The 15,175-nt window shown below is 32.3% G+C and carries 8 protein-coding genes; 7 read left to right on the forward strand and 1 reads right to left on the reverse strand.

Annotated features, from left to right (window positions below; translation table 11 throughout):
* Positions 1–24: 24 nt before the first annotated feature.
* From D3P13_RS06205 to D3P13_RS06235, 7 genes are all read left to right on the forward strand, one after another.
* Positions 25–4,113: a hybrid sensor histidine kinase/response regulator transcription factor gene (locus D3P13_RS06205; RefSeq protein ID WP_117880454.1), complete on the forward strand. Its 4,089-nt coding sequence runs from the start codon at positions 25–27 to the stop codon at positions 4,111–4,113.
* 445 nt (positions 4,114–4,558) lie between these two features.
* Positions 4,559–7,588 (forward strand): SusC/RagA family TonB-linked outer membrane protein, encoded by a 3,030-nt coding sequence (locus D3P13_RS06210; protein ID WP_232829140.1) that lies wholly within the window; start codon positions 4,559–4,561, stop codon positions 7,586–7,588.
* Between the two features lie 23 nt (positions 7,589–7,611).
* Entirely contained in the window at positions 7,612–9,132 is a 1,521-nt protein-coding gene (locus D3P13_RS06215; RefSeq protein WP_117880456.1) for a RagB/SusD family nutrient uptake outer membrane protein, read from the forward strand.
* Between the two features lie 167 nt (positions 9,133–9,299).
* Positions 9,300–10,499, forward strand: a complete 1,200-nt coding sequence (locus D3P13_RS06220; protein ID WP_117880457.1) for a glycoside hydrolase family 88 protein — start codon at positions 9,300–9,302, stop codon at positions 10,497–10,499.
* A gap of 55 nt (positions 10,500–10,554) precedes the next feature.
* A complete protein-coding gene (locus tag D3P13_RS06225; RefSeq protein WP_117880458.1) occupies positions 10,555–12,987 on the forward strand; it encodes a glycoside hydrolase family 2 protein in 2,433 nt (810 codons plus the stop codon).
* A 46-nt stretch (positions 12,988–13,033) separates the two neighbouring features.
* The gene (locus D3P13_RS06230) at positions 13,034–13,261 is read left to right on the forward strand and encodes a hypothetical protein (protein WP_117880459.1); all 228 of its coding nucleotides are present in this window, start codon (positions 13,034–13,036) and stop codon (positions 13,259–13,261) included.
* Between the two features lie 154 nt (positions 13,262–13,415).
* On the forward strand, positions 13,416–14,126 hold the full coding sequence (locus D3P13_RS06235; RefSeq protein ID WP_117880460.1) for a FadR/GntR family transcriptional regulator: 711 nt from the start codon (positions 13,416–13,418) through the stop codon (positions 14,124–14,126).
* Between the two features lie 458 nt (positions 14,127–14,584).
* On the opposite strand, the gene D3P13_RS06240 is transcribed toward D3P13_RS06235, so the two are convergent.
* Positions 14,585–14,998: a VOC family protein gene (locus tag D3P13_RS06240; protein ID WP_117880461.1), complete on the reverse strand. Its 414-nt coding sequence runs from the start codon at positions 14,996–14,998 to the stop codon at positions 14,585–14,587.
* Positions 14,999–15,175: the final 177 nt, after the last annotated feature.

The raw sequence follows: 15,175 nt of genomic DNA on the forward strand, positions 1-15,175 counted from the left end.
TTATTTTTGTCATAGACACATTGTATGAAACGAATTGCCTTTTTTTTACTTCTTAGTCTTGTATCTGCAATCATCATTCACGCACAAACTGACAGCTACGAATTTAGAAATTTAACCGCGACTGATGGGTTATCTCAAAGTACGGTAATTGCCATACACCAAGACAAATTGGGACAAATGTGGTTTGGTACAAGAGATGGGTTAAATAAGTATGATGGCAATAGCTTTAAAATTTATCGTAACAAAATAAATGATACTCTATCAATAAGCAATAGTGATATTTTAACCATTACAGAAGATTCAGAGGGTATGCTTTGGATTGGTACTTATAATGGTTTAAATAGGTATAATCCTATCAACAATACTTTTAAAAGATACTTTCATACAAACAATACTAATTCTCTTGCTCATAACACCGTTTGGAAGGTCAAAGAGATAGGTGATAAAATTTGGATTGGCACATCAAACGGACTTTCCATTTACAATAAAGGAACAAAGACTTTTTCTACACTCTTTAATGACCCAGATAATCCATATAGTCTGCCAGGAAATTATGTGTTGAGTATCTTAGAAGATAAAGAAGGTGAAATTTGGGTTGGCACCTCAAAAGGTTTATGTAAACTAATTAATAATGAAGGTAATAATTATAAATTCATACAATTTAAAAGTAAAGATATTCTGTATGTCCAAGACATAATAGCAGACAATCAAAATAATATATTTATCGCTACAAAATCAAATGGTTTGTATAAAATCAATACAAATTCCAAGATCTTAGTACCTTTTAAGAATGTTGCTGGATTTAAAGGTTTAGACCTTGATTTAAGGTCTATGGATTTTGACGAACAGGGCAATTTATGGTTGGGCACAAATAGTGGGGTGGTTGTTTTTAAACCCAATGGTGAATTAAACCCAGTTATCAATAAACCCAATGCATATTCGGGGTTAAGTAAAGTAAAGTCAATTTATACGGATAAAAATGGTTCAGTTTGGATTGGAACATATTATGGAGGTGTAAGCCTGTGGGATAAATCGAATACCAACTTCACCAATTTACATCAAAACATTGGTGAAAATAGTTTGGGGTATAATGTAGTGAGTTCAATTGTCTCCGATAAAAATGAAAACATTTATTTTGGAACCGAAGGTGGAGGAATAACAGTCATTGACAATAATACAGGAAAATCAAATTATATTAATAGTTCAAATACGAAAGGGCTATCTGATGATAATATCAAATCAATATTATTAAAGAAAAATGAGTTATGGATTGGCACTTTTTCTGATGGTTTATCAATTTTCAGCCTTAAAACTAAACGTATAACCAATAGTGTTTTATCAAAAGAACTTCAAACCTTTTTAGTTCAATTAGGCGTTTATGTGATTAAACAAGAAAATGAAAATATTATTTGGTTGGGTACTTTTGGAAAAGGTTTAATAAGGTATAATATAGCTGAAAAATCTTTTAAGAACTTTCAAAACGAACCAGATAAAAGTAATTCATTATCCAATAATAGAATAAGGTCAATGCTCATAGATTCTAAAAATAGGTTATGGACAGGTACTCAAAGTGGATTAAATTTATTTTCTCTTGGTGATTTAGATAAAAAAGAATTTGAAATTGATCATTTTTTCTATAATAAAGAAATCATTTCTGGTATTGATATTCTAACAATTTATGAAGACAGCAGTACTAATATTTGGGTTGGAACTAAGGCAAATGGCTTCTACTTATTTGATGGCACTGATTTTATTAAAGTACCTTTAAAGAAAGACAATTTAGAAATTACTTCCATTCATGCTATTTTAGAAGATGATGATAGTAACCTTTGGCTAAGCTCTAACCATGGTGTAATAAAATATAACGCTGTTACTAAAAATATTACAATCTACGATCAAACGGATGGCTTAGTTAGTAATGAATATAACGATAATGCGGCCTTAAAACTGAATAGTAACAGGTTTTATTTTGGTGGACCTGCGGGTGTTTCAACATTTAACCCAAAAAGCATTGCCCAAAACACCTATTCTCCACAAGTTATTTTGACAGGTTTTCGAATCATGAATACGTCGGTACATATAGATGGTAAGGATGCTATTTTAAAAAACAACATTAGTTATACCAATAAATTAGAACTAAACTATGATATGGCGAATTTTTCGCTAAACTTTGCTATTCCCAACTTTATTAATCCTTCAAACAATCAATATACTTATAGATTGGTTGGTTTAGAGAATGCATGGAATACAACCTCTAATAACGAAGTAAATTATACGATTCAAAACCCTGGCACTTATATTTTTGAGGTAAAAGGTGCCAATAATGATGGTGTTTGGAATGAAAAATCTACCACACTTGAAATTTTAGTGCACCCTGCACCCTGGAGAAGCTGGTGGGCATTTACAATCTACGCACTATTAATTGGCATTGCTTTATTTATTCTATTATGGTTTTTAAAATCTAAAGCGAAACTCAAGCATGAATTGGAACTAGAACATATAGAAAATATAAGAAATGAAGAAATAAATGAAGCAAAACTAAAGTTCTTTACAAATATTTCTCATGAATTTAGAACTCCACTAACGTTAATATCAGGCCCATTACAACAATTGCTGTCTGATTATACAGGTAGTAATAAAATGTATAAAAAGCTGTTAGTCATAGAAAGTAGTGCAAATCATTTACTTCAACTTATTAATAGGTTGATGGATTTTAGAAAGCTTGAAAACAAGGAATTGAAACTACAATCTGCTGAGGGAAATATTGTAAAATTTCTAAAAGAAATACATCTTTCTTTTACAGAGTTCGCCAGAAATGGAAATTACACTTACACCTTTGATGTTTCAGATGAAGTAATACCTCTTTTTTATGATAGGGTAAAGTTAGAACGCGTTTTTTATAATCTAATATCAAATGCATTCAGATATACATCCAAAGGAGGTAGTATTTGTGTACGTGTAATAAAAAAAGAAAGTAATCTTGTTATCGAAGTTGAAGATTCTGGAGTGGGTATAGCAGAAGAAAATTTAGATAAAATATTTGATCGATTTTTTGAAATACCCATCCATAATAAACCACAAGAAAATTATAATAAAGGTACAGGAATTGGACTTTCTATTGTGAAAAATATAGTTGATTTACACAAAGGCTATATCGAAGTAAAAAGCAAAAGTACTGACGGTACCATATTTAGGGTAATCTTGCCTTTGGGTAGATTACATCTATCAGATAACGAAATTATTAATGATTTTAAAATAAGTGATGACATTAGCCAATACGAATCTCAATTAGAGCATACTGAGTTAAGTAATAATACAATTTATAATTTAGTTGTAGAAGAAAATAAACCAACCCTTTTAGTAGTAGAAGATCACAAACCCTTAAGGCTTTTTATTAAGAATTTATTAAAAAAAGACTATAATGTCATTGAGGCCGAGGATGGGAAAGTTGCATTAAAAAAGGTTTTGAAATTTATGCCTGATCTAGTGATAAGCGATGTAATTGTGCCAAATATGGTTGGAACTGAGCTATGTACTAAAATTAAAGAAAATATAAATACGAGCCATATACCTGTTATTTTATTGACTTCAAGAACCTCATTAATTTATAAGTTTGAAGGTTTAGAAAGTGGTGCAGATGATTATATCAGTAAACCATTTAATATTAAAGAATTTAAACTACGCATCAAGAATATATTAGATGCTACCTTACGTTTAAAAAATAAGTTTTCTAGTGAAGCCTATTTAAAACCTAGTGACATAACCGTTAACTCAATTGACGAAAAGCTACTAAAAAAAGCATTTAACATAGTGGAAAAGAACATTTCAAATGACCAATTTGATATTCCTTTCTTTGGCTCAGAACTAGGGGTTAGTAGAACCATGCTTTTTACAAAAATTAAGGCATGGACCAACTTTACTCCTAATGAATTTATACATGAAATTAGAATGAAAAGAGCGGTGCAACTACTTGAGCAAAACAAAATCAACATTTCACAAGTATGCTATAAAACAGGATTTAAAAATCCCAAGTATTTTAGTAAGTGTTTTCAAAAAAAATATGGAATTACGCCAACCCAATATAGAAACAAATTTTTTGAAAGTATTGAATAATAGTGTGCATAGTATTTTTGACTCCCTATCTTTGAACTCTCCGTATATTTTTCCTTTTTAAATTTGTCTTGTAAAATCTTCTTTATTTATACCTCGTATGAGATCCAGTATACAATAATATAATCAGATCATTCTATTCAATTAAAACAATTAACAGCAACAGATGAAATGGAATAAACTAAATATAACCATTATTGAACTACTATTCTTCATCCTTATTATTGGTATTAGTCTATTGATAATTTATTTAAGCTAATCTAGCGACTCTCCATTTATTTATTAGTGTTTTTACTTTGAAAAAAGATCAATCTTGGATATTTGGTACCCTTATTTCGAATTTTTATGACCTCTTAGGTTATTAAATTTGGCCTTAAATAATGAATAAAATTATTTTTTACACAAATAATTTGATTACCAAATTCAATACTAACTTAAGTAAATAATTATGATGAAAAACAAAGTAAAATTAGTCAGGGCTTTCCTTTTGACATTTCTGCTTTTAGCAGTATCAATGGTAAATGCCCAGGAAAGGAGTGTTTCAGGGAAAGTAACTGCAGCAGATGATGGAATGCCATTACCTGGAGTTAACATTTCCGTAAAAGGAGGTACTACAGGAGCCTCAACAGATTTTGATGGTTTATATTCAATCGATGTCCCTGGAAACGAAGCTGTATTGATATATAGCTTTATTGGTTTTGTAAGCCAAGAAGTACCCGTGGGAACACAAAATGAAATAAATGTAATTCTTCAAGCTGATAACAATGAATTAGAAGAAGTCGTTGTTGTAGGTTATGGTGCTCGAAAAAAGAGCGACATTACAGGTTCTGTATCTTCGGTTAAATCTGATGAATTAAATGCATTTCCTTTAGCAAGTGCAGAACAGGCCCTACAGGGTCGTGCGGCTGGTGTAGTTGTTCAATCTAACAATGGAGGTGAGCCTGGAGCCCCTATAAATATAAAAATTAGAGGAAATACTTCAATTAATGCCAGTAGTGCTCCACTTATTGTTGTAGATGGTTTTGTAGGTGCAAATATGCCACAGCCAAATGATATTCAGTCTATGGAGGTATTAAAAGATGCATCAGCTACTGCTATATACGGTTCTAGAGGCTCAAATGGTGTTGTTTTAGTGACTACAAAAAAAGGGAAAAGTGGAAAGTTATCTATAGAAGTTAACTCTAACTATTCTATCCAAAACACTTCGAATGAATTAGATTTGTTAAACGCAGATGAATTTGCAGCCTATCAACAGTCGTTTAATTCTGGTTATGTTCAAGGACCGGCAAATACAGATTGGCAAGACTTATTATATAAATCGGGCAATACTCAAAATCATCAATTTTCTTTTTCTGGAGGAAGCGATAATATAAACTTTTATGCTTCTGCTAATTATTTTAAACAAGAAGGTGTTATAATAAATTCTGAATTTGAAAAAATCTCTTTCTTGTCAAATGTTGATGCACAAGTAACTGATAAATTGAAACTAGGTTTTAATCTTTTTGGTAGTCGAGGAGCTAAAGATGGCGTTCCCACACAATCAACAGGTGAAACTGCAAATGGAGGTGGAGATGATATCGTTTCATTGATGTTCAGATTTACACCAGATAGGGGAATATTAGATTCAAATGGTATAAATACCATAAATTCTGTAGGTGATAATGTTGATAACCCCTATGCAATTGCTACTGAGGGCATTAATGAAACAAAAACAGATAATTATAGAGCAAACTTATATGCAAATTATGATATCTTAGAAAATCTGGCTTTTAAAACAACTTTTGGCTATAGTACAGCTAATGGAAATGCAGGTGTTTTTAGACCGTCAACATTAGTTGTTACAGCTGGAGGTGCTACAGGAGGAAGAGCAACCATTGAAAATTATAAGAGAACAACATTGTTAAGTGAGAATTATTTAACTTTTAATAAAGAAATAGGGAAAGGAAATTTAACTTTATTGGCAGGTTATTCTTATCAAAAGACATCCACGGATAGATTTTCTGCAGGAGCCCAAGGGTTCACTTCTGATTCTTTTTCTTATTTTAATTTGCAATCTGGTTCGACACAATTAATACCAACATCATCTTTTTCAGAAACTGAAATTCAATCACAATTCGGAAGGTTGAATTATGATTTTGATGATAAGTATTTAATAACTGCTACAGTAAGACGAGATGGAGCATCTAATTTTGCGGAAAATGAAAAATACGCCATTTTTCCATCTGGTGCTGTAGGTTGGAAAATTTCAAATGAAGAATTTTTAAAAGATAGTGAAACTGTTTCTAATCTAAAACTAAGAGCAAGTTATGGTGTTACAGGTAATCAAGCAATTGCAGCCTATCAATCTTTAGCAAGTTTTGGTTCGGTTTTTACACCCATTAATGGCACAACTGTGATCAATGTTACGCCAAATCAAGTTGCTAATCCAGATTTAAAATGGGAGTCTTCTTACCAAACCAATATCGGGTTAGATTTAGGTTTATTAAAAAATAAAATTACACTTTCATTAGATTATTATAACATAGATACTAAAGATCTTATCATAGAGGATTCTAGTCAACCACAATATTTAGGTTTTCTAACTGCGGCTAGTTTAAGAAATGTAGGCGAAGTAAATAATAAAGGTTTTGAAATCTCTTTGAATACCAGAAATGTTTCTAATGAAAACTTTAGCTGGACTACAGATTTTAACTGGGCTACCAATAAAAATGAATTTGTAACCTTGTTAAATGGTCAAGATATTTTCCAAGATGCTTCTCCTGGTTATTTTAACATTCCCCGTACACATGTCTTAAGAGAAGGTGAAGCAGTAGGTGTATTTTGGGGATATGAGTATCAAGGTGTTTACCAAGGAGGAGATTTGCCAGCAGGTACCGCTACTTTAGGTGGAGCAGGGGCAGGAGACCAATTATTTACAGATGTAAATGGTAGTGGTGATATTACTACTGCTGATCAAAAAATAATAGGAGATCCTAATGCAGATTGGACATTTGGTTTTACAAATAACTTTACGTATAAAAACTTTGACTTAAATATCTTTTTTCAAGGTTCTCAAGGAGGTGATGTTATGAACCTTACAAATGTACAGTTGTTTAATGGAGATTCAAATGCTAATAGAGATATCTTAAATTCTTGGACACCGTCAAATACAGAAACAAACATTCCTCGTGCAAAACTAAGAGGAAAAGAGATTTCTTCACGCTTTGTAGAAGACGGAAGTTATATTAGATTAAAAAATATAGCTTTAGGTTATAATTTACCATCAAGTGTTACTGAAAAATTAGGTATGAACAATGTCAGATTCTCAATTAGTGGTCAAAATTTGTTAACTTTTACAGACTACTCTGGTTTAGATCCTGAAGTGAGTTATGGAGTTGTTGGTCAAGGAAGCGAAGCAAGTAACACAACGAATGGGTTTGATTTTGGAAATTACCCAACAGTTAAGTCTTTCAACTTTAGCATTAATTTAAAATTTTAATCAATAATTTAAAAACATATATAATGAAAAAATATAAATATTTATTTTTATTGGTAGGTTTATCAATAATAGGTTGTTCAGACTTAGAAGAACAACCTGTAGGGTTATTAGCTCCTGATGGTTTCTTTAAATCAACAAAAGATATACAAACAGCAGCAAACGCAGCATACGGACATATGACTCATGAAGATTTTTGGGGAAGAAAAATGTCATTAACACTTATGATGCGTGGTGATATGGTAGCTTTTGGTGATCCAACTACATCTTCCAGAAGAATTGATCATGATGTCTTTACAGTTCAAGCGGATAATGGTATGATTGATGGCTATTGGCTTAGAGTTTATCAAATGATAGCTGCTGCTAATCAGGCTATTGCAGGGGCAGAAGATGTAGATGTGGCGGATGAAATTAAAAATCCTGTTACCGCACAAGCTTATTTTGCAAGAGCATTTGCATATTTTCATTTAGTAAGACAATTTGGAGATATACCTTATATAACAGAACCTGTAACAGATTTAGTTGCATCAAGTTCTATTAGTAAAACAGCGGCTACTGATGTGTATACAAACATTATTGCCGATTTAGAGTTTGCTAAAAAATGGTTGCCAGATACTCAAGCTTCAAGATCTATACCAGCTAAATCAGCTGCTCATTCTTATTTAGCGTTGGTGTATTTAACGAAGGGTGACTATCAAAATGCTTATACAGAAGCTAAAGGAGTTATTGATAATGAAGGAACCTATAACCTAGGTTTAGAACCAGATTTTCAAGATCTATTTGATTCTTCAAAAATTGAGGGTTCTAAGGAACCTATATTTACGTTAGATTTTATTGGTATTAGCGATGGAGACGACGGTAGAGATTATCAAGCAGCTTTAACCGGGCTTAGAGATGACGAACAATATGGTCTTGGAGGAGGTTGGTCAGTTGCTGTTCCATCTCTTGCTGTATATACCACTTGGAATGATTTAGATTACAGAAAATCAGTTAGCTTAGATGATACAGGAGTTTTTGGAGGCAACGTAGTACCCTATACAGCTTTTAAGGAGAGCGGTGGTAGTGGTAGAGGTGTAAACCGACCACATATTGCAAAATACACACGCTCTATTGGAACAACTGCTACCGGTAATGGTAGAGGGTCAGAGACGAATTATATGATGATGCGTTATGCAGAGGTATTGTTAATCGCTGCTGAAGCTTTGAATGAAACTTCACCAGGCTCAACTGAAGCAGAAGGTTATGTAAACAGAGTTCGTGCAAGAGCAAGAAATGGAAATGGGGCTGCTTTTCCTGCAGATGTTTCTGGCTTGTCTCAAGACGCTTTTAGGACTATGGTATTAGAAGATCGAAAATGGGAACTTGCCTTTGAGTTTAAAAGATGGTATGACATTGTAAGACGAAAAATGGGATCAGAGGTGTTTAGTGCTTCAGGATTAGAAGGATTAAAGGAAAATTTTGATCCGAATAGAGATTACTTATTGCCTTTACTTTCTGATGAGTTATCAAGAAATCCTAATTTAGAACCTCAGAATCCTGGGTACTAATAGTTAACTTTTTATGATAATAATTTGAGTTAGTTAAGTTAAGAGGCGTGTACACTTGATAAGGGTTATACGCCTCTTTTTATTCACTATTTAAAATTTGAAATTAAAACTTACTATAAAAAGGAAGGTGGAAAACCGTATAATCTTAATTCCAAAATAACATGAAGATGAAACTAAAAAAAATAGAACTTATAATATTTATACAAGTCTTACTATGTATCACTTTATTGTTTTCATCTTGTAAAAATTCTACAAATAAAAACAGCGAAATTGGGCCGATTTCTAGAGACTCACTTTTAATAATAAGGTATGAAAAACTATTAAATTATCCAGTTACAAAAGATGGGTTTCCTAGGAGTATGGACGGAAAATCTGGAGAAGTGAGAAAAGTTCCTTCAAAAGATTGGTGTAGCGGATTTTTTCCAGGTAGTTTGTGGAACTTGTATAAATTGACCGAAGACAACGCCTATAAGGAAAAAGCCACCGTATGGACCGCAAACATGGAAGACCAAAAACTCAATGGCGGTACCCACGATATGGGCTTTAAAATGTACTGCAGTTATGGAGAAGGATATGAAGTAACAAAGGATAAGACTTATAAAGAAATTATAATAACAAGTGCAAATACATTAATTACCCGTTTCAATAAAAATGTAGGCTCTTTAAGGTCATGGGATTTTAATAAAGACATTTGGGAATTCCCAGTAATTATAGACAATATGATGAATCTGGAATTGTTATTTGAAGCCACAAAAATGTCGGGAGATAGTATTTATCACAAGATAGCCGTAAAACATGCCAATACAACATTAAAAAATCAATTTAGAGCAGACAATAGTGTTAATCACGTAGTTGTTTATGATACCATTAATGGCAAAGTAAAAATGAAAGTTACGCACCAAGGTTTCAATGATGATTCTTCTTGGGCTCGAGGACAAAGTTGGGCAATTTATGGGTTTACGATGGCCTACAGATACACTAAAGACCCAGCTTATTTGGCTCAAGCAGAAGCGACAGCCAAATTTTTTATGGAACACCTGAATTTGCCAAATGATGGTATTCCTTATTGGGATTTTAATCATCCTGATATTCCGAATGTACCAAGAGATGTTTCTGCAGCCACCATTATGGGCTCAGCATTATTTGAATTGTATAGTTTTACAAAAAACAAAACCTATCTTAATTTTGCCAATAAGGTTTTAGATAACCTGCAGACCGCTAATTATATTTTAGATAAAGATGTTGAAGCTCCATTTATTCTAAAACACAGCACTGGCAACGGACCAAAAGATGATGAAATGGATGGCCCAATAAATTATGCCGACTACTATTTTTTAGAGGCACTTTTAAGAAAAAAAGAGCTTTAAAATTCAACCTGACTAAATTGTAGAAAAAACAGGTCTTAATCCATAAATTTTTGAAATGAAAATTCAGTTTAACAACACCATTAAATCATTTTACATCATATTCTTTTTTGTATTGTCGCATAATTTAGTTTACACGCAAAATAGTGTAAAAGATAATCAAGTTAGAAGCAAGGTAAATATTAATAAAAATTGGCTTTATGCTGAGCATAATACGAATAACCTAATCAATATTGAAAATTTTGAGAATTGGGAGAAAGTGAATCTTCCTCATACATGGAATGCAGAAGATGCTACCGATTTAATTCCAGGTTACCGTAGAAGTGCAAGTTGGTATAAAAGGACCATGCCAATTGAAACTATTGATGTGAACAGAAACTATACACTTTATTTTGAGGGAGCAAATATTACCACAAGGGTTTTTGTTAATGGAAAAGAAGCAGGTGAACATATTGGTGGATATATAGGTTTTAATATTGATATTACCAATCATATCCAAGAAGGAGAGAACACAGTATTAGTTCGTGTTGATAATGGATATAATCGAGAGATAATACCATCCCAGAAAAGTGATTTTTTTATTTATGGAGGTATCACGCGAGATGTTTGGTTAATTACCAAATCGAAAAAGCATATAAGCAATTTGAAAATTAATACCCCAGAAGTTTCAAAGCGAAGTGCCAATTTAATTGTCTCAGCATCAGTTTCTAACCCTGGTAATGCTAAAGAATTACGGATAAAGGCTGTGCTTTCAGATCCACAAGGTAAGAGGATAGCAACTAAAACCATTTCAGTTCATAAAGGTGAAGTAGAAATAAACTTTTCAAGATTAAAGAATCCGCAGTTATGGGATACAGAAAGCCCGAATTTATACACGATTAATATAACCTTATTAGAAAACAATAAGGCCATTGATAGCGTTTCAGAACGGGTTGGATTCCGGTGGTTTGAGTTTAAAGATCATGGTGCGTTTTATTTGAATGGGAAAAGAGTATTATTACGAGGAACACATCGTCATGAAGAGCATGCGGGCGTTGGTGCCGCTATGAGCAACCAGCAGCATTATAACGACATGAAATCTATTAAAGAAATGGGTGCAAATTTTGTGCGACTGGCTCATTATCCTCAAGACCCTGAAGTCTATAAAGCCTGTGATGAACTCGGATTATTGGTTTGGGATGAGATTCCTTGGTGTCGCGGTGGACTTGGTAATGAAGTCTGGAAAACCAACACTAAAAATCAGCTTAAAGAAATGATTTCGCAAAACTACAACCATCCCAGCATCATCATCTGGTCTTTAGGTAATGAAATGTATTGGTTACCAGATTTTGAAGGAGGAGACAATCCCGAAAAAATGAATGTCTTTTTAACCGAATTAAATACGATTGCCCATGAACTAGATCTATATAGAAAAACAGCAATAAGAAAATACTATGAAGGTGCAACTATTGTCGATGTATTCTCGCCTTCTATTTGGTCAGGTTGGTATTCCGGTAGCTATAAAAGCTATCAAAAAGCTATTGATACCTACAAAAAAGAATATAATCATTTTTTACATGCAGAATATGGTGGTTCGAGTCATTTAGGTCGTCATAGCGAAAACCCGATTACAGGAGAAGGTGAAATAAATTCCGATGGATGGGAAGAAGCAATTGTACAAACCAAAGTAGCTAACATTGCCCAAATAGGCGATTGGAGTGAGAACTATATTGTTGATCTATTTGATTGGCATTTGCGTATCTCTGAAACCGACCCTGATTTCGTCGGTAATGTTCAATGGGCTTTTAAAGATTTTGGGACGCCTTTAAGACCTGAAAATGATATACCTTATATGAACCAAAAAGGACTGGTTGATAGAAACGGAAACCCAAAAGATGCCTATTTCGTATTTAAGAGTTATTGGGGTAAAAATCCCTTTACGTATATAGAATCACATACCTGGACAGAGCGTCAAGGTCCTGAGAACAAAGCCAGAACAATTAGTGTGTATAGTAATTGTAACAAAGTTGCTTTTTATCATAATGACGAATTTTTAGGTGAAAAGCAAAGAGACATTTCTAAATTTCCGGCAAGTGGATTAACTTGGGATGTAAACTTTAAAGAAGGTGACAATAAACTGGTTGCCATAGGTCTACCTTTAGATGGAAATAAGGTGACTGATACCTTAATGGTTAGTTATAGGTATACAAAAAATGATGCAGCTAAGGGCTTAGAATTATCGTACAAAACGCTTGAAAATGGCAATTATTTAGTCACCGCACAGGCTGTTGACAAAAATGGGTTGGTGTGTCTAGATTATGAAGATAAAGTTTACTTTCAGTGCTTAGAAGGAGGTAAGTTACTTAAAAATCAAGGCACACCCACGGGAAGCGAGGCGGTAGCTATGGCGAATGGAAGGGCAAGTATAGAAGTCATTCCATACAATGATGGTAATCTTAAAGTAATGGTTTTAAATCAGAACTTTAAAGGCACCTATCTAACTATAGAATAATAGTGAATTAAGTAATGTACTTATAATCTAAGCGTACTTTAATAAAATGAAAATCGTTTTTACAATAGTCTTTAGCTTTCTATTTATTAACAATTATGGCCATGGTGATCAAGGTTTAGACCCCGTTGCTATTGAGAAAGAACGGGTATTAAAATTGGTTGATGCTTATTTTGATGCGAAACAAATACCACTTACTGATTTTAGCAGTAAAAGAAGTACTGGAGGTATGCACAATTTTTATTCAGAAGGAGAGTGTTGGTTGCCAGACCCTTAAAATACAGAGGGTCTATATATTCGTAAAGACAAAGTTAGTGGAAGAGTCAGTGGTATTATTGATACTATTCATTTAATTGAAGTAACCTTAGCCATAAAGACCGTTGAAAATTCAACTTGTTATCCAGTTTCTTAATAATTTAAAGTTAGTACACATGAAGTTAAAAGTAATCGCAAAAAAAGATAATCAAGAAGTGTTAAATGATGTTATTGTAAAAATAAGAGATTTAATTAATTATAAAAATTTAGAACCGGGAGAAAAATTACCCTCTGAACGAATGTTATCCGAAAAGTTTGGCGTAAGCAGAAGAAATGTGAGGGAAGCTATTCAAAAATTAGAATTTTATGGCTTGTTAAAATCTATTCCACAAAGTGGAACATTTGTTGCTCAAATTGGGTCCGTTGGTATGAACGGAATGATTGATGGTATTTTAAGTTTGAAAGACCCCGATTTTAAATCATTGGTTCAAACTAGGATTTTGCTGGAATTAAAAGCAGCTAGATTAGCTGCGACGGTAAGAAACACGAAAGATTTACAACAAATTAAGAAAGCTCTTGATGCATATAGTGAAAAAATTTTAAAAGGTGAAGACGGCGTTCAAGAGGATTTATTATTTCATTTAGCAATAGCTCAGGCAAGTGGTAATAACACATTAAATAGCTTTATGTTAATGATCAGTCCTGAAATCATTACTAATTTCGAAAAATATCACGTTTGTGATGAAAATTATTCATTTTTAGCTATACAAGAGCATATAAATATTTACGAGGCTATAAAAAACAAAAAGCCTCAAGAAGCAAAACAAAAAATGAAAGATCATTTTAAAATGCTATATCAATATTGTTATAGTGATAAAGACAAATAAAAAATAAAATTTATATGTTCCATCGTTTTGTTACATTACAATGAAAAAACTTGTATCAAATTGAAATAAGAGCTATAAATTGGAGGATTAGAACTTCAAAATGAAGCCTATTTGAAAACTTGGCAATCATTAGATGCCAATTTTACCAAAAAAGAAATTATACGAAATATGCCTGTGAGATATCCGTTGCTCTGGATGAAGTAATGAAATTTGGAAAACCAACACTAAAATAAGCTAAGAGAAATAATTTCACAAAACTACAACGATCTCAATATATATACTGTTACACATATAACTATTTCATAGTTTTTTCAACTTTATTCAGCTAGGTGAAGATAAACATATGGAACACTTAGGTAATTTTACTAAATTACTTTTTAATGGAATAAAAAAATGTTCATTTGTGTATATTTTTTTAATATTTGTGAAACATTTTAAATAAATACTTGTAGTTTTTCTTAAATAGAAAAAACTTCATTATTATTAGAAAATGCCTTAAATTCTAAAGGGTTACCACTGAAATCAAAGACAAACATTGTTAATTGCTCTCCAGTTTTTCCTTCATATCTTTTCTGTGGCTTAACCACAAATTCAAGTTTTTCCTTCTCAAGTTTTTTCTGAATTCTTTTAAAATCATCAATTTCTAATAAACAACCAAAATGAGGTATTGGAACGTTTATTCCGTCTACTTTTCCACAATAGTCCAATTTTGGGAAATTATCACTTATATGAGCGGATAATTGATTTTCAAAAAAATTGAAATCAATCCAATTTTCAGTTGATCTACCTTCTTTACACCCCAAAATTTCAATATAGAATTTACGTGTTGATTTTATATCTTTTACTTTAAAAGCGTAGTGAAATTTACTCATCTCTTTTATTAATTTTATATTTTTAATATATGTTTTTTACTTTCTAAAAAAATAGAATTATATGCACCATAGCACCTTTATTTATTCTATCCATTACCAAATATAAGAAATATAATGACTTGTGGTTGATGGTATATTTAGAATTTTAATGTGTTTCTTTTGTTTGTATTAAATATC

Origin of the sequence: Aureibaculum luteum (assembly GCF_003449015.1) — a bacterium.
Lineage (GTDB): Bacteria > Bacteroidota > Bacteroidia > Flavobacteriales > Flavobacteriaceae > Aureibaculum > Aureibaculum luteum.